Raw genomic sequence first — 21,417 nt, 5'->3', positions numbered from 1 at the left:
GATGGATCCTTTATGCGGGATCTTGGACTAACTTAAACAGACCAAAACGATTTGGTCTATACCGTCCCGTACGAGATTTGTGTCGAAGAGGGCGGTGGACCCGCAACTGGTCTATACCGCTGGGCGACCGAAGCAGGGGAGCGGCGGCGCCACGGTCGCCGGCTTTCGCAGGCACAACGAAACGGCGACCGGGCATGACGCGGCCCAGCGCCGTTACACCATCCGCAATGACTCGGTCAGCCGCCGTGGGCGGCGAGGAACTTCTCGATCCGTGCGTTCATCTCCGGAGGCCCCGCCAGGGGCAGGGTGTGGTGGGTGGCGCCGGGCAGTACGGCCGTCTCCAGGCGGGGCAGTAGCGTTGCGGCCGAGGCGGCGACGCGGCCGACGTCGTGGGCCCGGCTGAGTTCGGCCAAAAGCAGCAACGCCGGGGTCCGGAGCGCCCGCAGGGCCTCGGGGGCGGGCCGCGGGCCGGTCAGCGGGCGGGCGGCGGGGAAGCCGGCGGCCTGGTCGAACAGGCGCAGCCACGTCTCGTCGAGCGCCGCCCGCCGGGTCTCCCAGGCGAGGAACGCACGGCGCCGCCGCACGGTCGGGCGCAGCAGCATCGGCAGGGCGCGCAGCAGGTAGCGGCGGGAGAACCCGGTGAAGCAGTTCGTCGGGTCGACCAGGACCAGTGCCCGAACCCTGCCGGGCGCGTGCGCCGCGTAGTGCAGGGCAGTCCATCCTCCGTACGAGTGGCCGCACAGGGACGCCGACTCCGCGCCGAGACCGTCGAGCACGGCGTCGAGCCAGGCCATCAGGTCGCCCAGTCGCCGGATGCCGCGCTCGCCGGCGACGCTGCGCCCCGGGTCGCCCACGAGGTCGACCGCGTGCACCCGGTGCGCCGACCCGAGGGCCGTCGCCGTGCCGTACCAGACGGTCGAGGTGGTCCCGCCGCCGTGCAGGAGGACCACGGGAGGCGCGTCGGGCGGGCCGACGGTGTTGACGTGGGTCGTGCCGAAGGGGGTGCGGATCTCGGCCTGCTCGGTGGACGCCGGCCAGTGCGCCGCCATGACGGCGTCGTAGGCCGTGAGAAACGCGTCGTCGGTGGTCGTCACGCCCGCCTCCCAAAAGTAGCTCGCTAAGCGATAATATCGCTCAGCGAGATAATACGTGAGGAGAGACGCTGTGACGGCGGCACGGTCGAGGCGGAAGCACGACGATCCCGATCTGGAGATCTTCCATCTGCTGCGCGCGGTCGCGGTGGAGTACGGCCTGCGCCAGGCCGCGTTCGCGGCCGAGCACGGCATGCACGTCACCGATGTGCGCGCGCTCATCCGCCTGCTGGACGCCGAGCGGGCCGGGATCGACGCCACCGCCGGCTTCCTCGGCGCCGGGCTGGGCCTCAACTCGGCGGGCACCACGGCGGTCATCGACCGCCTCGAACGGCTCGGCCTGGTCAGCCGGGTCCGCGACGTCCACGACCGGCGCCGGGTCCTGCTGAAGGTGGAGGACCATGCCAAGGACCTGGGGTGGAGCTACTTCGGCCCGCTCATCGACAAAACCGTGTCCGTACTGCCCGGCTTCGACGAGCGCGAGACGGCGGCGGTACGGCTCTTCCTCCAGACGGCACTGGACGCGTTGACGTCGCAGCCGACCTGACGCTCGTCCGGCCGGCCGGCGTCGCGGCCACCCGCGGCCCGCCGGCGCATGAGATGCGGCCGTCGCCATGCTCGCGATCGGCCTCGTGATCTTCTTCGCTACGGACTGACCGGCCGGCGCGGCGAGGCCGACGGCTAGCCTGGCGGGGATCACCGGAAGGGCGGGAGAGCGCGATGGTCAGACGCCTGCTGGACACGACCGCGCGGGAGCTGGCCGGGTACGGCCGGGCCGAGATGCTGGCGGCCATCCGCGGCAGCGAGGGGCGGACGGTGGCGGCGGAGGTGATGGCGCCGGTCATGGCCGCCGTCTACGACGTGAGCAACCCCGAGCTCGCCGCCGGGATGGGGGCGGACATCGTCGTCCTCAACCTGCTCGACGTACGCGAGCCGGTGGTCTTCGCGGTGGACGCGGCCCCGAAGGACGTGGTGCGTGAGGTCAAGCGGCTGACCGGGCGGATCGTGGCCGTCAACCTCGAACCGGTCGACCCTGAGGCACCGCGGGTGACCGACGACGACTTCGGGCCGGGGGAGAAGGCGGGACGGCTCGCGACGCCGGAGAACATCGCCGCCCTGGCCGCCCTCGGCGCCGACGCCGTCGTGCTCACCGGCAACCCGGGGATGGGCGTGACCAACGCGTCGCTTACCAGGGCGGTGGCCGCGGCCAGGGACGCCGCGGGCGACGACCTGATCGTCATGGCCGGCAAGATGCACGCCGCCGGCAGCGCGACGGAGGCCGGGGCCGGCATCGTGGACGCCGCCGCCGTCGAGGGCTTCGTCGCGGCCGGGGCCGACGTCGTGCTGGTGCCCGCGCCGGGCACTGTCCCGGGCTGCCACGAGGCGCAGGTACGGGAATGGGTGGCGGCCGCCCACGCCGCCGGGGCGCTCACGATGACGACGATCGGCACGTCGCAGGAGGGCGCGGACGCCGACACGATCCGGCGGCTCGCGCTGATGGCCAAGATGACCGGGACCGACATCCACCACCTGGGCGACTGCGGCTACTTCGGCATCACGGTCCCGGAGAACATCCTCGCCTACAGCGTCGCGATCCGCGGCCGCCGCCACGCGTACCGCCGCATGGCCATGTCCCTCCTCCGATAGGGGTGGGTGCGAGTCAGAAGGCCGCGGCCACGCCGTAGGCCTCGCTCAGCCGGGCCATGTCGTGCAGGTCCCGCTCGCGCGGCTCGTACCCCTGGTGGAACCGCGCCTGCTGGTCCGCCGACAGGCAGGGGACCCGCGCCCCGCCGACGGCCCCGACCACGAAGCAGTCGGCGGGGTAGGCGAAGACGCCGCCTGACTCGTCGGCCGGCTGCACGCCGGAGCCGTCAGGGCCGAACGTGATCGGGTGGAGGTCGATCTCGCGGCCGTAGGAATCGCGCATGACGAAGCGGACGGGCCGCCCGGGGAGGGCGTCGCCCGTCTCGGCGTACCCGGCCCGCTCCAGCGTCGCGACGACCACGGCCTCCTGGTCGGCGCGGTGGGCGAGGTCGAGGTCGTGGTGCTCCCGGGTGACCCGGCCGAGGAGGGCGTCCACGCCCCAGCCCCCGCCGATCCACACCTCGCAGCCCGCGCCGCGCAGCAGGGCCATGACCCGCAGGACTTCCGACGTCTCGAACACATCACGAGCGTGACACGCGGCCCGGCGCCGCGTCGACCCACTTTCGAGGTACGCCGGGGGCCGCGTCACCCGCCGCGGCGCCAGGGGAGCCGTAGGGGCTCGGCGGGCAGGTCGCCGGCGAACAGGCCGGGCAGCAGGCGCGGCAGGTCCACGGGGAAGATCTCCTCGTCCGTCCGGGCCAGTTCGTCGAGCGTCCACCACCGGTGGGCCGAGATCTGCGACCGTTCGAGCTCCTCCTGGCGGGAGCCGTCGACCGTGTGCGCCTCCACCCGCAGGAAGAAGAACCAGTCGACGGCCTCGACGAGGTCCTCGCCGAGGTCGGCCGGGCCCGAGGTCCAGGCGACGACCGGGCCGAGAAGGTCCTCGGGCACGTCGAGTCCGATCTCCTCGCCCAGCTCACGCGCGGCCGCGGCCGGGAGGCTCTCCCCGTCGTCGACGCCGCCGCCCGGGGTCACCCAGAAGTGGGCGGCCGTCCAGTGCTCCGGCGCCCGGAAGCGGAACAGCAGGATCCGGTCCCGGGCGTCCGCCAGCAGGACGCGGGCGGTGGTGCGGGTGACGGTGCTCGTCATGATCCCGATCTTACTGTTCGGGCGCTGTTAACCGTTTCTCACCTGGCTTGTCGATCAAGCGGACCTACTCTGACATCGCTTCTCAACCCCCCTAAGAAGGACGGTCATGGTCGTATCCGCTGGAAAAGCACGCTCCCGCAGGACCTCTGTCGCGATCGCATCCGCCCTCGGTCTGACCGCCGCGATCGGCCTCGGCGCCGAGGCCGGGTCCGCCGCCACGGTCCCCACGCCCGCCCACGTGGTGGTCGTCGTCCTCGAGAACCACGCCTACTCCCAGGTCATCGGCAGCTCCAGCGCCCCGTACATCAACTCGCTGGCGACGGGCGGCGCGAACCTCACCCAGTTCTACGCCGAGACCCACCCGAGCCAGCCCAACTACTACGCCATGTTCTCCGGCAGCACGCAGGGCATCACCGACGACAGCTGCGTGAAGATCGGCTTCAGCTCCGCGGCCAACCTCGGCTCCGAGCTGATCGCCGCCGGCAAGACGTGGGCGAGCTACAACGAGGGCCTGCCCAGCCAGGGCTCGACCGTCTGCAGCAACAGCTCGAACAAGTACGCCCAGAAGCACAACCCGTGGTTCGGCTTCGGCAACGTGCCGACCTCCACGGCGTACACGTTCGCGCAGTTCCCCACCGACTACACGAAGCTCCCGAAGGTCTCCTTCGTGGTGCCGAACCTGTGCAACGACATGCACGACTGCTCGGTCTCGACCGGCGACACGTGGCTGAAGAACAAGCTCGGCGCGTACGCGACCTGGGCGAAGTCGAACAACAGCCTGCTGGTCGTCACCTTCGACGAGGACAACAAGCTCGCCGGCAACCGCATCGCCGCCGTGGTGTACGGCCAGCCGGTGAAGGCGGGCAGCTCGTCGTCCACCACCTACAACCACTACAGCCTGCTCCGCACGCTGGAGGACATGGCCGGCCTGACGACCCACGCGGGCAACGCGGCCTCCGCCTCCGACATCACCGGAATCTGGAGCTGAGCTTGTACCTGGCTGAACGCGGCCCGGCTCCCGCCGACGAGTCCGAGGAGGCGCCCGCCGGCCGGGAGGCCCGGGCCGCTCAGCCGGGCCGGACCACCCGGGCGATCTCCGGAACCGTCGTCGCTCTCGGGGCGGTGAGCCTCATCACCGACGTCTCCTCGGAGATGGTCACCGCCGTGCTGCCGCTCTACGTGGTGGCCGGGCTGGGGCTGAGCCCCCTCGGGTTCGGCGTGCTGGACGGCGTCTACAACGGGGTCAGCGGGCTGGTCCGGCTGTTCGGGGGCCATCTGGCCGACCGGGGGCGGCGGCACAAGGCCGTCGCGGTCGCCGGGTACGGCCTGTCCGCCCTGTGCAAGCCGCTCCTGCTGCTCGCGCAGACGCTTCCGGCCATCGGCGCGGTGCTGGCCCTCGACCGTACGGGCAAGGGCATCCGCACGGCCCCGCGCGACGCGCTCATCTCGCTGAACTCGACGCCGGAGAACCGAGGGCGGGCGTTCGGCGTGCACCGCGCCATGGACACCGGCGGCGCGCTCCTCGGCCCCCTCGTCGCGTTCCTCGTGCTCGGCGTGGCCGCGGACGGGTACGACGCGGTCTTCACACTGAGCTTCTGCGTGGCCGCCCTCGGCGTGCTCGTCCTGCTCCTGTTCGTCCCGAGCGGCCGAGCCGTCCCCGGGCAGGCAGCCCAGGCGGACGAGGCCCAGGCCGAGCCCGTCACCGTGCGGTCGGCGCTCGCGCTGCTCCGCCGCCCCGAGGTGCGGCGGCTCGCCGTCTGCGCGACGCTGCTCGGGCTCACCACGGTCAGCGACGCGTTCGTCTACCTGCTGCTGCAGCATCGCCTCGGCATCGCCGAGCGCTGGTTCCCGCTTCTGCCGCTCGGCACGGCGGGCGCCTTCCTGCTGCTCGCGCTGCCCCTCGGGATGCTGGCCGACCGCGTCGGGCGCCGCCGGGTGTTCCTGGGCGGCCACGTCGCGCTGCTGTTCGCGTACGGCCTGCTGCTCGTGCCCGCGCAGAGCGGATGGCTGCCGGTCGTGGTGCTCGCGCTGCACGGCGCCTTCTACGCCGCCACCGACGGGGTGCTGCCGGCTGCCGCGGCCGGGGCCGTGCCGCCCGGCCTGCGGGCGAGCGGCCTCGCGCTGATCGGGACGGGCCAGGCGCTGGCCCGCTTCTGCTGCTCGCTGGCGGTGGGGGCGGCGTGGACCGTCATCGGCGACCGGGCCGCGCTCGCCCTGGCCGCGGGCGGGCTCGCGATCTGCGCCGGGTGGGCGGCGTACGCGCTGCGCGGCCCGGAGACCCGATGACGCCGCACCTCACCCGCCGCCGGGCCCGCGTCGTCACGCTGCTGGCCGCGGTGGCGCTGCTGGGGTCGATCGGCGCCGCCTCCGTGCTGCGCGCCGCCGACCGGGCGGAGCGGCGTGACCGCCCGCACCAGGGCGGGCCGTCGGTCGCGGGCGGCGCCGTGACCCTCGACGGCGGCGGACGGCGGATGGTGTTCCGCAACATGGCCTGGGGGCCGTACCGCGACGACCTGGTCTCGGTGCCGGCCGGCGACCCCGGCGGGCCGCGCACGGCGGCGCCGGTCCGGTGCCTGCGCTTCCACGCCGCCGCCGGGACCGGCGTGTGCCTGCGCAAGGAGGAGACGGCGGTGGGGGAGAGCTACCTGGCGAGCGTCCTCGACTCCCGCCTGCGGACGCTGCGCGAGTTCCCGCTCGCCGGCATCCCGTCGCGCACCCGGGTGTCGCCCTCCGGCCGCATGGCCGCCTGGACGGTCTTCGTGGGCGGCGACTCCTACGCCGGTGGCTCCTTCTCCACCCGGACCTCGATCCTCGACACCCGGACGTGGACGCTCACGCCCAGCCTGGAGGCGTACGCGATCGTGAAGGACGGCCGGCCCTACCACGCCGCCGACGTGAACCTGTGGGGCGTCACCTTCTCCGACGACGGGCACTTCTACGCCACGCTGGCGACGGGGGGCCGGACGTACCTCGTCCGCGGAGACGTCGCCGCCCGCACGGTGACCACGCTGCGCCCCAACGTCGAGTGCCCGTCGCTGTCGCCGGACGGGACCCGCCTGGTGTTCAAGAAGCGCGTGCCCGGCCTCAGCCCGGACGCGCCGTGGCGGCTGTACGCGCTGGACCTGCGGACCATGCGGGAGACGCCGCTGGCCGAGACGCGCAGCGTGGACGACCAGGTCGTGTGGGCCGGCGGGAACACCGTGCTCTACGGCCTGGCCGGCGACTTCGGCGACGACCTGTGGTCGGTCCCGGCCGACGGGACCGGCAGGCCGTCCCGGATCGCCGTCGCCGCCCTCAACCCCGCCTTCGTCTGACGCCGGCGGCAAGCCCACACGGGAGGGACGCGGGGCCTTCGCGGGGGTCCGGGCTAGCATCGAGCGGTGTCCCACTCCGCCACGCCATCGGGAGACCCGGGGGGTCGCCGCGCCGTCGCCGCCGCGATGCGGGCGTTCGTCGCCCGGGACGCGCTCGGCGTCCCGTGGGAGGGCGCCCCGCCCGGGGATGTCGACCGGGGGCGGCTGTTCGACGTCCCGGCCTCGCGGGGCTGGCCGAGAGGGGCCACCTCCGACGACACCGCGCAGATGATGCTGGTGGCCCGGCTCATCGCCGACACCGGCGGACGGCCCACCGCGGAGGATTTCATGCTCCGGCTCAGCGCCGAGGCCGACCGGATCCGCGGGACGGGCCCGACGACGCGGGCGGCGCTGCGGCACTTCGCCGCGACCGGCCTGCTTCCGCCGCCGCCCGGAGACCCCCGTACCGGCGCGACCAACGGCGCGGCCATGCGGATGGCGCCGGTCGGCTGGGCCGTCCCCGCGTCCGATCCGCACCGCCGCCGCGACCTCGCGGCCGAGCTGGCGCGGGGGACCCACCCCAGCCCGCTCGCGATCGGCGCGGCCTGCCTGGTCGCCGCCATGGCGAGCCGCGGGCTGGGCGGAACGGACGGAATCCTCGACGCCGCCGTCTCCGAGGCCGAATGGCTCGGCCGGCCGGAGTTCGACGAGGTGCGGCGGGCCGCCGAGGGGGACTGGAGGCCGCCCCCCGGAGGCGTCACGATCGACGCCGTCCAGACCCTCGCCGCCGTCACCCACGTCGTCCGCCGGTCCACCGACCTGGTCGAGGCGCAGACGTACGCGGTGACGCTCGGCGGGGACACCGACACCGTCGCCGCCATCGTCGGCGGGGTGCTCGGCGGCGCCCCCCGGGCAGGGCGGGCCGGTGTGGTGGGATCGCGTGTGGTTTCCCGAGGACGCCGAGGTGGACGACCTGGCGGCACGGCTGGCCGCCCTCCGTGCCGCCTGACGGAGGTTCGTTCAGGCGAAGCCGGCGAGCTTGTAGAGGACGAGCGACCCGGCCACGGCGACGTTCAGGCTCGCCCCGACGCCGATCATGGGGATCTCCACGACCGCGTCGAGCAGGTCAAGAGCCTCCGGCGGGATGCCCTCGCGCTCGTGGCCGAGCACGGCGACCGTCGGCGTGCGGGCCATCGGCAGGTCGGCGAGGCGCACGGCCTCCTCGGCGAGCTCGACGCCGAGCACCCGCCGGCCGCCCGCCCGCTGCCGCGCCAGCCAGGTCAGCGGGTCGCCGGTCCAGTGCACGCAGGCGGGACGGCGCAGCGTGTTCCCGCGTGCCAGCGCCTCCGGCACCCACGGCAGGCGAGGTACGGCGAGACAGGCGCCCACGGCATCACAGGTGCGCAGCAGGGTTCCGAGGTTCGCGCCGTGCATGGGCCACAGCGGCGCGGCGACGAGATGATCCGGGCAGCGCAGAGGACGGCGGCGTCGTTCGCCCCGCAGGTCTCTGGGTGTCCGGACGCGTACGGCGGGCCCGCTCACGAGAGGGGACGGGCGGCTCCGGCGACGTGCATGAGAAGGGCGCTTTCAGCGGCGCGCCCGGGCCATCGACGAAATCAAGGTCCGCCGTCCACTGTAGAGCCAGGCCATGACGCGTGACGAGTGCTGCATGCGGTATACAGTATGGAGTAGACGCATCTCCGAGAGGACGGCACGATGTCCGAGCCGGAAACGATCTCTGGCGGTCACCTTGTGGCCAGGGCCCTCAAGGCCGAGGGTGTTGACGTGATCTTCACGCTCTGCGGGGGTCACATCATCGACATCTACGACGGCTGCGTCGACGAGGGCATCGATGTCATCGACGTGCGGCACGAGCAGGTGGCCGCGCACGCGGCGGACGGCTACTCGCGCATCACCGGCAAGCCCGGCTGCGCGGTCGTCACCGCGGGACCCGGCACGACCGACGCGGTCACCGGGGTCGCCAACGCGTTCCGCGCGGAGAGCCCCATGCTGCTCATCGGCGGGCAGGGCGCCCTCAGCCGGCACAAGATGGGCTCGCTGCAGGACCTGCCGCACGTCGACCTGATGACGCCGATCACCAAGTTCGCCGCGACCGTGCCGTCCACCGAGCGGGTCGCCGACATCGTGTCCATGGCCTTCCGCGAGTGCTACCACGGCGCCCCCGGCCCGTCGTTCCTGGAGATCCCGCGTGACGTGCTCGACGCCAGGGTTCCGCTCGAGCGCGCCCGGATCCCGCGGGCGGGCCGCTACCGCGCCTCCACGCGCCAGGCGGGCGACCCGGAGGCGGTCGAGCGGCTCGCCTGCCTGCTCGCGCACAGCGAGAAGCCCTGTGTGCTGCTCGGCAGCCAGGTGTGGGCCTGCCGCGCCACCGACGCCGCGGTCGACTTCGTCCGGGCGCTCAACGTCCCGGCGTACATGAACGGCTCCGGCCGCGGCACGCTGCCGCCGGGCGACCCGCTGCACTTCCAGCTGTCGCGGCGGTACGCGTTCACCGAGGCCGACCTGATCATCATCGTCGGCACGCCGTTCGACTTCCGGATGGGGTACGGCGAGCGGCTGTCGCCCACGGCCACCGTGGTCCAGATCGACCTCGACTACCGGACGGTCGGGAAGAACCGCGACATCGACCTCGGCATCGTCGGTGACGCCGGGCTGATCCTGAGCGCGGCGGCCCAGGCGGCCTCCGGCCGGATCGACGGCGGCGCGGCCCGGCGCAAGGAGTGGATCGAGGAACTGCGGGCGGTCGAGACCAGGGCCTACGAGAAGCGCCTGCCCCGGCAGCTGTCGGACTCCCGGCCGATCGACCCCTACCGCCTGGTCCACGAGATCAACGAGTTCCTCACGGAGGACTCGATCTACATCGGCGACGGCGGCGACATCGTCACCTTCTCCGGGCAGGTCGTCCAGCCGAAGTCGCCCGGCCACTGGATGGACCCGGGGCCGCTCGGCACCCTCGGGGTCGGCGTCGCCTTCGCGATGGCCGCGAAGTACGCCCGGCCCGACAAGGAGGTCGTCGCGCTGTTCGGCGACGGCGCGTTCAGCCTCACCGGCTGGGACTTCGAGACGATGGTCCGCTTCGGCCTGCCGTTCGTCGGCGTCGTCGGCAACAACTCCTCGATGAACCAGATCCGGTACGGCCAGGCCGCCAAATACGGCGAGGAGCGGGCCAGGGTCGGCAACACGCTCGGCGACATCCGGTACGGCGACTTCGCGAAGCTTCTCGGCGGCCACGGCGAGGAGGTGCGCGACCCCGCCGAGATCCGGCCGGCGCTGGAACGGGCACGCGCGTCGGGCAAGCCGTCACTGATCAACGTGTGGGTCGATCCGGAGGTCTACGCCCCCGGGACCATGAACCAGACCATGTACAGGTAGGAGGGGCGATGAAGGCATTGGACGGCGTCCGCGTCCTCGACATGACCCACGTGCAGTCGGGTCCCTCGTGCACCCAGCTCCTGGCCTGGCTCGGTGCCGACGTGGTCAAGCTGGAGGCCCCGACCGGCGACATCACGCGCCGGCAGCTGCGCGACGTCCCGGACGTGGACAGCCTCTACTTCACCATGTTGAACTGCAACAAGCGGAGCATCACGCTCAACATGAAGAGCGAGCGGGGCAGAGAGCTGTTCACGGAACTCGTGAAGTCGGCGGACGTCCTGGTGGAGAACTTCGGGCCCGGAGCGGTCGACCGCATGGGCTTCACCTGGGACCGGCTCAGCGAGCTCAACCCCCGCCTCGTCTACGCCTCGATCAAGGGCTTCGGGCCCGGCCGCTACGCCGGCTTCAAGGCGTACGAGGTGATCGCCCAGGCGATGGGCGGCTCGATGAGCACCACCGGCTTCGAGGACGGCCCGCCGCTGGCCACGGGCGCCCAGATCGGCGACTCCGGCACCGGGGTGCACGCCGCCGCCGGCATCCTGGCCGCTCTCTACCAGCGGACGCGGACCGGTCGCGGCCAGCGGGTCCAGGTGGCCATGCAGCACGCCGTCCTCAACCTGTGCCGGGTGAAGCTGCGCGACCAGCAGCGGCTGGCCCACGGGCCGCTCCGCGAGTACCCGAACCGGACGTTCGGCGACGAGGTGCCGCGGTCGGGCAACGCCTCCGGTGGGGGCCAGCCCGGCTGGGCCGTGCGCTGCGCGCCGGGCGGGCCCAACGACTACGTCTACGTCATCGTCCAGCCGGTGGGCTGGAGAGCCCTCGCCGCGATCATCGGGCGTCCCGAGCTGGCCGACGACCCCGAGTGGGCGACGCCCGAGGCGCGCCTGTCCAAGCTGGACAAGCTGTTCCAGCTCATCGAGGAGTGGAGCATCCGCCAGGACAAATGGGCCGTGCTCGACCGGCTCAACGTGGAGAACATCCCCTGCGGGCCGATCCTGTCCGCCCGCGAGCTGTTAGAGGACGAGAGCCTCCGCGAGGAGGGTGTGGTGGTCAGCGTCGAGCACCCCGAGCGCGGCTCGTTCGTGACGGTCGGCAGCCCGCTGCAGCTGTCGGCGTCGCCGGTGGAGGTCACCACGTCGCCGCTGCTCGGTGAGCACAACCAGGAGATCTACGCGGCCCTCGGCGTCCCGCCCGGCGAGCTGGCTGAGCTCAAGACGAACGGGGTGATCTAGCCAGGCGTCCCGGCACGTCGCCCCGGACGCCCCGGCGACGCGGCACAGAAGCGCGTCCGCCAAGGGAGACGACGGGGGCGTTCGGCGACGCGACCGGCCCGGTGAGGCATCCCCTGTCCTCGGAAGGCCGGCGCGTCGCCGGACGTCGTGCGGTCGATCCACCCGACTCCATCGTCGGGTGGATGTGTTTCACCGACGCGAGCGGCAGGTGACATCCGTGTCAACTGCCGAAGGAGGCCGAGGAGCGGCGCCTGCGCCGGGCGGGCAGCGGCTGCGGCGGGTGCTCCTCCCCGAGCTGGTTCAGGTACAGGTCGCGGGTCTGCTCGGTGTGGCGCTTCATGAGCTCGGCCGCCCGGTCGGCGTCGTGGGCGGCGATGGCGTCGATCAGCGCCTCGTGCTCCTCCCAGGACGTCCGGCCCCGCCGCCGGGCCACAGGCGTGTGGTACCACCGGACGCGCCGGGACACCTGGGCGGCGAGGTCGCCCAGCACCGCGTTCCCGGACAGCTCCACCACGGTGGCGTGCAGCTTGGAGTTCAGAGTGACCGCGGTGTCGACGTCGTCGGCCTCGACCGCCGCCAGGCCCTGTGCGCACAGGTCGCGGAGGCGGGCGACGCCCTTCTCGTCCGCGTTGCGCGCCGCCAGCCGGGCCGACTCCGTCTCCAGCAGCGCCCGTACGGCGAGCAACTGGTCGGCCTCCTCGGCGCTGGGGGAGTGGACGAACGCGCCCTGGCCCGGGTGGAGGTCGACCCAGCCCTCGCCGCTGAGCAGCTGCAGGGCCTCCCGCACCGGCTGGCGGGACACGCCCAGCAGCTCGGCGAGCTCGTTCTCGACCAGGTGCTGGCCCGGCTTGAGCTGGGTGGAGATGATGAGTTCGAGCAGGGCCTCGAAGACGCTCTCCCGCAGCGGGACGGGGCGGGGGATCTTCGCGGCCGCACTCGGCCGGGGCGTTGTCACGGTGGAGACCTCACGGTTTCTCGTCGACCGCCTACAGCATACAGTTCCATTCGTGCTGGTCCCCGCGTGATCACTTCCGTGAACCCGTCGCACGCGCAGGCGTGGCGATCTGACCCAAGCAGACACGGCGGCCTTGTCCGGGCCGGGCCGGCGGCCGTACCCTGGGCTGCGGGTGACCTGAGCTGGACCATTCCGACGAGATCGTCGTTCCGGACTTCCGCGGCATGCAGGCGCTGAACGCCTGGCTCGCCGGTCACGACCATGGGCTGCTTCTCCAGGGGCCCGACCCCGACGGACCGGACCCCGTGATGCACGGCGTCGTCGTCTCGCAGGCCCCGCCTCCCGGCACCCGTCTCCACCGCTGGGCGACCGTCACGGTGTGGGTCCGCCACGACCCCGGCGATCCCGGCGGCGTCCGCGAGCCCCGCCGTCCCGTCTCGCCCGAGGGCGCACTGGAGTCCGAGCTTCCCGAGGGCTGAGCCGCGACCGACCGTGTCAGGCGCCCATGGACGCCCGGGCGGTGAGCCAGTCCCGCGCCGTGTCCAGATGGCCGGCCCCCAGGCCGTTCCGGGAGTCCACGTCGACGAGGAGGAAGTCGCCGACGTCAGCGTGCGCACGCAGGTACTCCCGGTCCGCCTCGCCATGGTTGTCGTCGAACCACACGAACGGCCGTCCCCGCACGTACTCCGCCACGTGGACCGTCTTGGGGTGCACCTCCGCCGGGACAGGGGTGTCGGCGTCCAGCGGGACGACCGGGAGGAGGGGCAGCCCGATACGCGGCCCGATCTCCCGGTTGGCGTCCTCGCTCCACGTCGTGGCCCAGGCGAGCTCCGCGCCCGTATCGCGGGCCAGCGCAAGCAGCGCCCGGCCGTGGGAGGGGTCGAGGAGCAGCGGGTGGGGCCGGCCGTCGAGGACGTACGTGTGCCGCCGGAAGCGCGGGGACGAGCGGCGCGACGGGTTGAGCACCCCGTCCACGTCCAGCAGCACGAGGGGGGAGATCGCCATCGCCCCATCTTCGCCGCCCGCCTCGGTGAGAGCCACGCCGTTTCGTTCCCAGACCGTACGAGGGTGGTGCGAGAGCCGAGAGGGGCGTCGGCGACCGGCGTTACGATCGGATCCGGTACGGCGGGGGACGCCGTCCGGCATCGAAGGGCTGAACTCGATGGGAGTGAGTCTGCGCGACGTCGCGCTGCTGGCGGGCGTGTCGGTGAAGACGGTCTCCAACGTGGTGAACGGCTACGCGCACGTGTCGGCGGCCACCCGGGCCAAGGTCGAGTACGCGCTCTCCCAGCTCGACTACCGTCCCAACCTGTCGGCCCGCAACCTCCGGCTCGGGCGGACGGGTGTGATCGCGCTGGCGTTGCCCGAGCTCGACCCGCCCTACTTCGCCGAGTTGTCGCGGTTCGTCATCCACGCCGCGGCCGGGCACCGGTGGATCGTCGTGATCGAGCAGACCGACGGAAGCCTGGAGCGGGAGCGCCAGGTCCTCGACGGCGTACGGGACCACCGCGTCGACGGCGTGATCCTCAGCCCGGTGGCCATCGGCGCCGAGGAGCTCGCCGCGCGCATCGACGACACCGCACTCGTGCTGCTCGGCGAGCGGATCTACGACGGCCCCGCCGACCACGTGGCGATCGACAACGTGCGGGCGGCCCGCGAGGTCACCGAGCACCTGGCCGGGCTGGGCCGGCGGAGGGTCGCCGCCCTCGGCGTCCAGGACGACCCGGCGACCGGGACGGCAGCCCTGCGGCTGGCCGGGTACGCCGAGGCGGTGGCCGCCCATGGGCTGCCGCGGCTGACCGCCGCCGTGGAGCGCTACAGCAGGGCGGAGGGCGCCGCCGCGATGGCCCGGCTGCTGGCGGAGCCCGAGCCTCCGGACGCCGTCTTCTGCTTCAACGACCTGCTCGCGCTGGGCGCGATGCGGACCGTCCTGTCGTCGGGGCTGCGGGTGCCCGAGGACGTGGCCCTGGCGGGCGTCGACGACATCGAGGACGGCCGGTTCAGCACGCCGACGCTGACCACGGTCGCGCCCGACAAGGCCGAGCTCGCCCGTACGGCGGTCGAGTTGCTGCGGCGGCGTGTCGACGGGGGCCCCGGCGGCCCGCCGCGGGAGGTGCGGGCGAGCCACCGCCTCGTCGTGCGCGAGAGCACGGTCGGCCCGGCGCAGACCCCCTCGCCGGCCTGACCCCCGCGTCGCTCACCTCGCCCGAACCGGATTCGGAACGGCGCTCGTCCCCTCGCCGGCCTGGGGTCGGCGCCGGCGCACCGCCCGTCCCGCTGCCGGCCTGCGGCCCAGCCGCGGGAACGATGCCGGTCAGGCCTCGTCGTCGAGACGCTGCGGCGGGCCGTGCCACTCCACGAACAGGACCGTGGCGTCGTCGTCCAGCCGGTGGTCGTGGTAGTCGAGGACGGCGCGGGTCAGCCGGCGGAGGGTCTCGGGCACGGGCAGCCCGGCCGCCTCCTGCCGGATCACGAAGTCGACGAACCGCGGCAGCCCGAACTCCGTCCCGCCCGGCGTGCGCAGCTCCGTGATGCCGTCGGTGTAGAGGAGCACGCGGTCGCCCGGTTCGAGCTGCTCGCGGCAGAGTGTCACGGGCAGGCCGAGCCCGAGACCCATCGGATGGGCCGGCGGGCACTGCAAGGTGGCGATCCAGCGGCCCCGCCGGATGACGACCGGCGGATGGTGCCCCCGGTTGACCCAGGTGAGGGTCCCCGTGGTGGTGTCCAGGTCGGCGAGGATGGCGGTCACGAACCGGTTGGCCTTGCCGAACTCGTCGATCAGGACCTGCTCGATCCGCTCGCTGTTGTCCGGCAGGCCGATGCCCTGCCGCCGGTTGTTGCGGCACGCGGCCACCGCGAGGTTGGCCGTCAGCCCGGCCGACACGTCGTGGCCCATCGCATCGAAGATCGCGAGGTGGGCGACCGTGCCGGCGATCGAGTAGTCGAACGCGTCCCCGCCGATCTCGTACGCGGGCTCGAGCATGCCGGCGATCGTCACCACGCTGTCGCTGAACGTCAGCGGCGGCATGAGGTTCCATTGCAGCTCCGCGGCCACGTTCATCGGCCGGCTGCGGACGATCCTGGCGTAGGTGTCGCTGAAGCTGCCCTTGCTGACCAGGAGCAGCGACAGGAGGGAGGCGAGGTGCCGCATCGCCTCGATCGCCCCCTCGTCGTCCCCGGCCGGGGCGACGCGCATGACGCCGATGCGCTCGCTGCCGTCGACCAGCGGCACCCACCAGTGCTCGGGACGGTTGCCGGGGCCGGTCTTCGCCAGGGTCCGGACCTCCTGGAAGGCTCTGCCCGCCAGGGTGGTGTCGACGCGGATCTCGTCCTGCTCGGCGTCGGCCCCCAAGGCGCGGATCGCGTCGGCCGTCTCGAGGGGGGCTTCTCCGCCGAAGTGACGCCCCCGCAGGCGTCGCAGGACGTTCTGCTGCAGGTCGATGAGGTAGATCTCGACGTCGCCCAGCCCGGCCTGCCGGGCGCTCGCCCCCACCATGGCCGGAAGGTCCTCGACCGCCGCCCGGTGACTGGTCTCGAGAAGCTCGGTCAGGGTCCGCAGCAGACCGCCGCCGGTCTCGTTCGGTGCTTCCCGCCCACGCATGGCCACCCCCGTTCCTCGGAGGGCTGTCGCCACCTACGATCCTCCACCATTACGCCACGGCGTGACGAGAGGCAGACGCTATTTCGGATACGTTCGGTACTCGCCGAGCGGTTGCGCCGCCTAATCCGGTTGATCGCGGCGCGGCGGGTTCGGCACCCTCTGATCATGGGGAAACCGCCTGAGCTCGCGTCGGAGATCCTCGAGTACTACCTCGGGGGAGGCGAGGACGCCCGGCTCCGGTCAGGCCGGGGCCGGCTGGAACTGTGGCGGACACAGGACGTCCTGCGCCGCCTGCTCCCGCCCCCGCCCGCCCGCGTCCTCGACGTCGGCGGCGGCACCGGGGTGCACGCGGAATGGCTGGCCGCCGACGGGTACGCCGTCGAGCTGGTCGACCCCGTCCCCGCCCACGTCGAGCGGGCGTCCGGGCTGCCGGGGGTGACGGCGGCGCTTGGGGACGCCCGGGCACTCGACGCCGGCGACGCGACGGCCGACGCCGTGCTGCTGCTCGGCCCGCTCTACCACCTGCCCGATCGGGCCGACCGGGTCCGCGCGCTGGCCGAGGCCCGCCGTGCCGTACGGCCGGGCGGGGTCGTGGCGGCGGCGACCATCAGCAGGTGGGCGGCCGTTCACGACCTGGTGCGCAAGGGCGCCTACGCCGACGAGGCGGTGCGCGGGGTGGCCGACGACGTCGCCGGAGACGGGCTTCTGCGCTCGCACCCGGGCAGCGGGTTCACCACCGCCTACTTCCACCACCCGGACGAGATCCTCGGCGAGTTCGCCGACGCGGGGCTGCCCGGCCCCCGACGGTACGCGCTGGAGGGGGTCTTCGCCTGGTACGAGACCCTGGACGCGTGGCTGGACGACCCGGAACGGCGGACGGCGCTGCTGGACGCGGCCCGGCGCGCCGAAGGCGACCCGACGCTGCTCGGCGCCACCGGACACATGATCACGGCCGCCCTCGCCCCCCGTGAACCGGTGACCGGCTGAGACGGCCTCCAGAAGAAGAGCACACGTGCCGCCTGGCGCACCGCTGCCGCGCCCGGCAAGGAACTCCGCGTCGTCCCCCAGCCCGCATCCCACCACCACGGCGGAGCGGCCGTCGCCCCTGAGGAGGCCGAGCCACTCCACGAGGTGCGGGTCGGGCACGCCGTGCGCCCAGGGCACGAGCGCCTCCCCGCGCCCGGCCGCCGAGTAGAGGGGCTCGAACCAGCCGAGCGGGTCGCCCTTCTCCAGATGCGTCTCGGCCAGCCGCCAGGCGGCCCTCCGGTGGCCCTCGTCGCCGATCTCGCCCATGGCGCCCCCGTCCGTCTCCGCTTCCCGGGCGGTCCCGGACGCCCGGCCGTCGGCAGCCTCTCACCAACGCGGGACGTCAGTCGAAGAAGCGGGCCAGCCGCCGGTCGTCGGCCGGCGTCCAGGGGCCCTTGACCGGGATCATGTCGGCGAAGACGGTCGACTCGTCCCGGGTGACCAGCAGGGGGTACCAGCACAGCCCCTCCCGGTCGGGCCGGCACAGGTGCTTGAAGGTCTGCACGTCGACCAGCCGGACGTGGGTGGGGTCGGCGACCGCGTTGACGTGGCCCCACCAGGGCGCCAGCACGTGCAGGACGCCGCCGGGACGCAGGATGCGGTGGCACTCCCGCAGCAGCGGCAGGAAGTCGAGCAGGTGCTCCAGGACGTGGACCGCGAAGACCTGGTCCAGCGACTCGTCGGCCAGCGGGACGCCGTCGACCAGGTCGGCCACCACGTCGACCGAGGGCGTCGGGCGCACGTCGACGCCGATGTTGCCGGGGTGCTGCTTGACGTCGCCGCAGCCGATGTCCACCACCCGGGGTTCGGCGCCGCCCACGCGCACCCGGTCCCACACCGCGAGCACCCCGCCCAGCCGTCCGAGCGTCTCGCGCAACAGCGGGAGGTCGCGCTCGTCCGCCACCTCGCCGTCCACGTGGGCCACGCCTCCGTCGAAGCGCACCCGCACGTCGAGAGGGCGCAGCCGAGAGTCGTGGGCGATCAGGTCGGCCGCGGCGCACTCCAGGTCGCGGTCGAGCAGGTCGCGCCGCCGCCGGTTCACGCCGGCCTCCGGCCGGGTCCGCGGACGAGGCTCATCGGTCCCCTCTCATCTGGCTCGCGCTGTGGTCCAACCCGCTCCTCACGCGACCGGAAGCCGCGACCACGACCGCGGTCACCGGTCCGGGACGGCCGGGGGTCCCCGGCATCGGACGGCCGCCGCGCCCCGCGGGGTCATCTGTCGTCTACCCCGAGGGCGGCGGCCCGCACGCGGACGCCCCGGGAGTCCTCTGCGAGGATGGATGGACGCCGGGCGTCGGGGCAGGTGACGGTGATGAACGAGATCGAGCGCGAGCCGGCGGGCCAGGACGACGAGGGCGCCGTACGGGGCGAGAGCGACGCGGTGAGCCGCAGGTCCGGCGCGGGCGGCGGAACGGCCGGCGGAGGCGGGCACCTACCGCGCACTCCCCAGCCCGACGACGGCCTGGTCGGCGGTCCCGGGGACGTGGAGACGCCGGCGCCGGAGACGCCGGAGCCGGCCGGCGGCCCGGCGAAGGGGGCGACGGCGCTGCCCGGGTTGCTGGGCGGCCCGTCCGACGTCGAGACTCCCGACGACGAGTCGGGCATGCCGGAGCCGGAGCCGGGCGTCGGACCCACCTCGTGACACGGCCGCCCGCGACCGGCGTGGTCAGGTGGCGGGCGGCTTGATCCAGTCGAAGGTGCGCTCGACCGCGCGGCGCCAGTTGTCGTACTCCTCCTCGCGCCGCCCGGCGTCCATGGACGGCAGCCACTGCGCCGCCCGGTGCCAGTTGCTCCGGAGGCCCTCCAGGTCGGGCCAGTAGCCCACGGCCAGCCCGGCCGCGTACGCCGCGCCGAGGGAGACGGTCTCCGCGACCATCGGCCGCACCACGGGCACGTCGAGCACGTCGGCGACGAACTGCATGAGCAGGTTGTCGGCCGTCATGCCCCCGTCGACCTTGAGCGTGGTGAGCGCGATGCCGGCGTCGGCGTTCATCGCGTCGACCACCTCGCGGGTCTGCCAGCCGGTGGCCTCCAGCACCGCCCGGGCGAGGTGCCCCTTGGTGATGTAGGAGGTCAGGCCGACGATGATGCCCCGGGCCTCGCTGCGCCAGTGGGGCGCGAAGAGCCCGGAGAACGCGGGCACGATGTAGCAGCCGCCGTTGTCCTCGACGGTCCGGGCCAGGGTCTCGATCTCGGGGGCGGTGCTGATGATGCCGAGCCGGTCGCGGAACCACTGGACGAGGGCCCCGGTGATCGCGATCGACCCCTCCAGCGCGTACACCGCGGGCTGGTCGCCGATCTGGTAGCCGACGGTCGTGAGCAGGCCGTGGGTCGAGGAGACCGGCTCGTCGCCGGTGTTGAGCAGGAGGAACGCGCCGGTGCCGTACGTGCACTTGGCCTCGCCGCGGTGGAAGCAGGTCTGCCCGAACAGCGCCGCCTGCTGGTCGCCGAGTGCGGCGGCGATCCGCACGCCGGGCACCACCCGCCGGGCCACGCCGTACGTCTCGCTGGACGGGCGGATCTCGGGGAGCATGGCCCGGGGCACGCCGAAGAAGTCGAGCAGCGTGTCGTCCCAGGCGAGGGCGCGCAGGTCCATCAGGAGCGTCCGGCTGGCGTTGGTCACGTCGGTGACGTGGACGCCGCCGTCCGGGCCGCCGGTGAGGTTCCAGATGAGCCAGCTCTCCATGGTCCCGAACAGGACCTCGCCGCGCTCGGCCCGCTCGCGCAGCCCGGGGGTGTGGTCGAGCAGCCATCGGATGGTGGGCGCGGAGAAGTAGGTCGCCAGGGGCAGGCCGCAGCGCTCCCGCACCACGTGGGCGTCCGGGCGCCGGGACAGCTCGTCGACCAGCGTGTCGGTGCGGGTGTCCTGCCAGACGACGGCCGGGGTGACGGGCAGGCCGGTGCGGCGGTCCCACAGGACGGTGGTCTCGCGCTGGTTGGCGATGCCCACGGCCGCCACCTCGCCCGGGCCGATGCCCGCCTGGGCGAGCGCCTCGGGCCCGATCCGCTCCAGGTTGCGCCAGATCTCGACGGCGTCGTGCTCCACCCACCCCGGGCGGGGGAAATGCTGCTTGTGCTCACGCTGCGTGACCGACACGAGGCGGCCGTGGTGGTCGAACAGGATGCACCGGGTCGAGGTGGTTCCCTGGTCGATGGACATCACATAGCGTTCAGCCACGGTGGCCTACCTCCATGCGGGCGGACGGGGGGAGGGGGCTACCAGCGGGAGGCGCCGAGGTCGCGGGACACCGCCCGCGCGGCGTCGCGCACATAGCCCACGAGGTCGGGGCGAGGGCGTCCGGGGGCGTCGCAGATGCGTTCGGCGGCGCCGGAGATGCCCATCGCGCCCACCACGAGCCCTCCGTACCCGCGGATGGGGGCGGCCACCCCCGCCTCGCCCATGCCGATCTCGTCGACGTCGGCCGCCCACCCGCAGTCGCGGACGCCGGCGAGGGCGCGGCCCATCTCCTTGGCCGTACGGATCGTGCGGCGGGTGAACTGCTCCAGCTCGCCGTCCTGGACGGCGGCGGCCGCGTTGGCGTCGTAGGCGAGCAGGACCTTGCCGAGAGCGGTGGCGTGCATGGGCAGGAGCACGCCGACGTCGAGGGTCTGGAGGCTGTCGTCCGGCCGGAAGACGTGGTGGACGACGAGGACCTTCCCCTGCAGGTGGGTGCCGATCCGCACGGCCTCGCCGCTGCGGGCCGCGAGCGCGTCGGCCCAGTTGATCGCCCGTGAGCGCAGCTCGTTGACGTCGAGGTAGCTGGTGCCCAGGTGCAGCAGGGCGGCCCCGAGCTGGTACTTGCCGGTCGCGTCGTCCTGCTCGACGAAGCCGACGAGCTGGAGCGTGCGCAGGATGCCGTGCGCGGTGCCGCGGGCCAGCCCGAGGGAGTTGGCGATCTCACTGAGCCCGAGCCGCCCGGACCCCTGCGCGAGCAGCCGCAGGATAGCGGCCGCACGCTCGATGGACTGGACGGAACCCGGCACGACCGGGATCCTAGCGGCGCCGGAAGGTGTTCGACAATGCCGACACTCCACCGACCGGGCCCTCGGCCGCCGCGCGAAGATCGTCCGTAAAACAGGGGATTCGTAGCGG

At 73.4% G+C, this 21,417-nt stretch carries 21 protein-coding genes and 1 pseudogene; 12 read left to right on the top strand and 10 right to left on the bottom strand.

Annotated elements, in window-relative coordinates:
• Positions 1-236: 236 nt before the first annotated feature.
• Positions 237-1,094, bottom strand: a complete 858-nt coding sequence (locus Mco01_RS22765; RefSeq protein WP_204058931.1) for an alpha/beta fold hydrolase — start codon at positions 1,092-1,094, stop codon at positions 237-239.
• 70 nt (positions 1,095-1,164) lie between these two features.
• On the opposite strand from Mco01_RS22765, the gene Mco01_RS22760 reads away from it, so the two are divergent.
• Both Mco01_RS22760 and Mco01_RS22755 read left to right on the top strand, forming a co-directional pair.
• Positions 1,165-1,638, top strand: coding sequence for a MarR family transcriptional regulator (locus tag Mco01_RS22760; protein WP_204058930.1), 474 nt, complete (start codon positions 1,165-1,167; stop codon positions 1,636-1,638).
• 173 nt (positions 1,639-1,811) lie between these two features.
• Positions 1,812-2,738, top strand: a complete 927-nt coding sequence (locus tag Mco01_RS22755; protein WP_204058929.1) for a DUF7916 family protein — start codon at positions 1,812-1,814, stop codon at positions 2,736-2,738.
• A gap of 13 nt (positions 2,739-2,751) precedes the next feature.
• Here the strand turns inward: Mco01_RS22755 and Mco01_RS22750 are convergent, their stop codons facing one another.
• Both Mco01_RS22750 and Mco01_RS22745 read right to left on the bottom strand, forming a co-directional pair.
• Positions 2,752-3,255 carry a nucleotidyltransferase domain-containing protein gene (locus Mco01_RS22750; RefSeq protein WP_204058928.1) on the bottom strand — a complete coding sequence of 168 codons (504 nt, stop codon included), beginning with the start codon at positions 3,253-3,255 and terminating at the stop codon, positions 2,752-2,754.
• Between the two features lie 65 nt (positions 3,256-3,320).
• Entirely contained in the window at positions 3,321-3,824 is a 504-nt protein-coding gene (locus Mco01_RS22745) for an NUDIX hydrolase (RefSeq protein ID WP_204058927.1), read from the bottom strand.
• A 106-nt stretch (positions 3,825-3,930) separates the two neighbouring features.
• On the opposite strand from Mco01_RS22745, the gene Mco01_RS22740 reads away from it, so the two are divergent.
• The 4 genes and pseudogenes from Mco01_RS22740 to Mco01_RS40250 all read left to right on the top strand — a co-directional run.
• On the top strand, positions 3,931-4,812 hold the full coding sequence (locus Mco01_RS22740; protein ID WP_204058926.1) for an alkaline phosphatase family protein: 882 nt from the start codon (positions 3,931-3,933) through the stop codon (positions 4,810-4,812).
• Between the two features lie 2 nt (positions 4,813-4,814).
• The gene (locus Mco01_RS22735; protein ID WP_239103838.1) at positions 4,815-6,110 is read left to right on the top strand and encodes an MFS transporter; all 1,296 of its coding nucleotides are present in this window, start codon (positions 4,815-4,817) and stop codon (positions 6,108-6,110) included.
• Positions 6,107-7,138 carry a TolB-like translocation protein gene (locus Mco01_RS22730; RefSeq protein WP_204058925.1) on the top strand — a complete coding sequence of 344 codons (1,032 nt, stop codon included), beginning with the start codon at positions 6,107-6,109 and terminating at the stop codon, positions 7,136-7,138. Before Mco01_RS22735 ends, Mco01_RS22730 begins: the two co-directional genes overlap by 4 nt.
• A gap of 126 nt (positions 7,139-7,264) precedes the next feature.
• A pseudogene (locus Mco01_RS40250) lies at positions 7,265-7,957 on the top strand (ADP-ribosylglycohydrolase family protein); the annotation flags it as partial.
• Positions 7,958-8,137: 180 nt separating this feature from the next.
• On the opposite strand, the gene Mco01_RS22720 reads toward Mco01_RS40250, so the two are convergent.
• Entirely contained in the window at positions 8,138-8,551 is a 414-nt protein-coding gene (locus Mco01_RS22720) for a TrmH family RNA methyltransferase (RefSeq protein ID WP_239103836.1), read from the bottom strand.
• 282 nt (positions 8,552-8,833) lie between these two features.
• On the opposite strand from Mco01_RS22720, the gene Mco01_RS22715 reads away from it, so the two are divergent.
• Both Mco01_RS22715 and frc read left to right on the top strand, forming a co-directional pair.
• Complete coding sequence (locus Mco01_RS22715; protein ID WP_204058923.1) at positions 8,834-10,510, top strand: thiamine pyrophosphate-binding protein; 1,677 nt, start codon at positions 8,834-8,836, stop codon at positions 10,508-10,510.
• Positions 10,511-10,518: 8 nt separating this feature from the next.
• Positions 10,519-11,742 carry a formyl-CoA transferase gene (gene frc, locus Mco01_RS22710; RefSeq protein WP_204058922.1) on the top strand — a complete coding sequence of 408 codons (1,224 nt, stop codon included), beginning with the start codon at positions 10,519-10,521 and terminating at the stop codon, positions 11,740-11,742.
• A gap of 220 nt (positions 11,743-11,962) precedes the next feature.
• On the opposite strand, the gene Mco01_RS22705 is transcribed toward frc, so the two are convergent.
• Positions 11,963-12,697, bottom strand: a complete 735-nt coding sequence (locus Mco01_RS22705) for a GntR family transcriptional regulator (RefSeq protein ID WP_204058921.1) — start codon at positions 12,695-12,697, stop codon at positions 11,963-11,965.
• Positions 12,698-12,921: 224 nt separating this feature from the next.
• Here Mco01_RS22705 and Mco01_RS22700 point away from each other — a divergent pair, with 224 nt between their 5' ends.
• Positions 12,922-13,176, top strand: coding sequence for a PASTA domain-containing protein (locus Mco01_RS22700; protein ID WP_204058920.1), 255 nt, complete (start codon positions 12,922-12,924; stop codon positions 13,174-13,176).
• A gap of 16 nt (positions 13,177-13,192) precedes the next feature.
• On the opposite strand, the gene Mco01_RS22695 is transcribed toward Mco01_RS22700, so the two are convergent.
• Positions 13,193-13,702, bottom strand: coding sequence for an HAD domain-containing protein (locus tag Mco01_RS22695; RefSeq protein ID WP_204058919.1), 510 nt, complete (start codon positions 13,700-13,702; stop codon positions 13,193-13,195).
• Positions 13,703-13,859: 157 nt separating this feature from the next.
• Between Mco01_RS22695 and Mco01_RS22690 the strand changes: the two genes are divergently transcribed.
• The gene (locus Mco01_RS22690; protein ID WP_204058918.1) at positions 13,860-14,882 is read left to right on the top strand and encodes a LacI family DNA-binding transcriptional regulator; all 1,023 of its coding nucleotides are present in this window, start codon (positions 13,860-13,862) and stop codon (positions 14,880-14,882) included.
• A 129-nt stretch (positions 14,883-15,011) separates the two neighbouring features.
• Here the strand turns inward: Mco01_RS22690 and Mco01_RS22685 are convergent, their stop codons facing one another.
• Positions 15,012-16,331 (bottom strand): PP2C family protein-serine/threonine phosphatase, encoded by a 1,320-nt coding sequence (locus Mco01_RS22685; protein ID WP_239103835.1) that lies wholly within the window; start codon positions 16,329-16,331, stop codon positions 15,012-15,014.
• A gap of 132 nt (positions 16,332-16,463) precedes the next feature.
• On the opposite strand from Mco01_RS22685, the gene Mco01_RS22680 reads away from it, so the two are divergent.
• Entirely contained in the window at positions 16,464-17,285 is an 822-nt protein-coding gene (locus Mco01_RS22680; protein WP_204058917.1) for a class I SAM-dependent methyltransferase, read from the top strand.
• A gap of 382 nt (positions 17,286-17,667) precedes the next feature.
• Here Mco01_RS22680 and Mco01_RS22675 read toward each other — a convergent pair whose 3' ends face one another.
• Positions 17,668-18,366, bottom strand: a complete 699-nt coding sequence (locus Mco01_RS22675) for a methyltransferase domain-containing protein (protein WP_204058916.1) — start codon at positions 18,364-18,366, stop codon at positions 17,668-17,670.
• Positions 18,367-18,636: 270 nt separating this feature from the next.
• On the opposite strand from Mco01_RS22675, the gene Mco01_RS22670 reads away from it, so the two are divergent.
• Entirely contained in the window at positions 18,637-18,966 is a 330-nt protein-coding gene (locus tag Mco01_RS22670; protein ID WP_204058915.1) for a hypothetical protein, read from the top strand.
• A gap of 24 nt (positions 18,967-18,990) precedes the next feature.
• Here Mco01_RS22670 and glpK read toward each other — a convergent pair whose 3' ends face one another.
• Positions 18,991-20,502 carry a glycerol kinase GlpK gene (glpK, locus tag Mco01_RS22665; protein WP_204058914.1) on the bottom strand — a complete coding sequence of 504 codons (1,512 nt, stop codon included), beginning with the start codon at positions 20,500-20,502 and terminating at the stop codon, positions 18,991-18,993.
• 38 nt (positions 20,503-20,540) lie between these two features.
• A complete protein-coding gene (locus Mco01_RS22660; RefSeq protein ID WP_204058913.1) occupies positions 20,541-21,308 on the bottom strand; it encodes an IclR family transcriptional regulator in 768 nt (255 codons plus the stop codon).
• Positions 21,309-21,417 lie beyond the last annotated feature (109 nt).

Origin of the sequence: Microbispora corallina (assembly GCF_016863035.1) — a bacterium.
GTDB lineage: Bacteria > Actinomycetota > Actinomycetes > Streptosporangiales > Streptosporangiaceae > Microbispora > Microbispora corallina.
This window is presented reverse-complemented; position numbering and strand designations above follow the sequence as displayed.

What these genes read in the sequence shown, in the direction of transcription:
- Mco01_RS22670 (WP_204058915.1), top strand. Translation starts at nt 18,637, where the DNA reads ATGAACGAGATCGAGCGCGAGCCGGCGGGCCAGGACGACGAGGGCGCC.
- Mco01_RS22715 (WP_204058923.1), top strand. Translation starts at nt 8,834, where the DNA reads ATGTCCGAGCCGGAAACGATCTCTGGCGGTCACCTTGTGGCCAGGGCC.
- frc (WP_204058922.1), top strand. Translation starts at nt 10,519, where the DNA reads ATGAAGGCATTGGACGGCGTCCGCGTCCTCGACATGACCCACGTGCAG.
- Mco01_RS22720 (WP_239103836.1), bottom strand. Translation starts at nt 8,551, where the DNA reads ATGCACGGCGCGAACCTCGGAACCCTGCTGCGCACCTGTGATGCCGTG.
- Mco01_RS22755 (WP_204058929.1), top strand. Translation starts at nt 1,812, where the DNA reads ATGGTCAGACGCCTGCTGGACACGACCGCGCGGGAGCTGGCCGGGTAC.
- Mco01_RS22700 (WP_204058920.1), top strand. Translation starts at nt 12,922, where the DNA reads ATGCAGGCGCTGAACGCCTGGCTCGCCGGTCACGACCATGGGCTGCTT.
- Mco01_RS22680 (WP_204058917.1), top strand. Translation starts at nt 16,464, where the DNA reads ATGGGGAAACCGCCTGAGCTCGCGTCGGAGATCCTCGAGTACTACCTC.
- Mco01_RS22690 (WP_204058918.1), top strand. Translation starts at nt 13,860, where the DNA reads ATGGGAGTGAGTCTGCGCGACGTCGCGCTGCTGGCGGGCGTGTCGGTG.
- Mco01_RS22730 (WP_204058925.1), top strand. Translation starts at nt 6,107, where the DNA reads ATGACGCCGCACCTCACCCGCCGCCGGGCCCGCGTCGTCACGCTGCTG.
- Mco01_RS22695 (WP_204058919.1), bottom strand. Translation starts at nt 13,702, where the DNA reads ATGGCGATCTCCCCCCTCGTGCTGCTGGACGTGGACGGGGTGCTCAAC.
- Mco01_RS22745 (WP_204058927.1), bottom strand. Translation starts at nt 3,824, where the DNA reads ATGACGAGCACCGTCACCCGCACCACCGCCCGCGTCCTGCTGGCGGAC.
- Mco01_RS22740 (WP_204058926.1), top strand. Translation starts at nt 3,931, where the DNA reads ATGGTCGTATCCGCTGGAAAAGCACGCTCCCGCAGGACCTCTGTCGCG.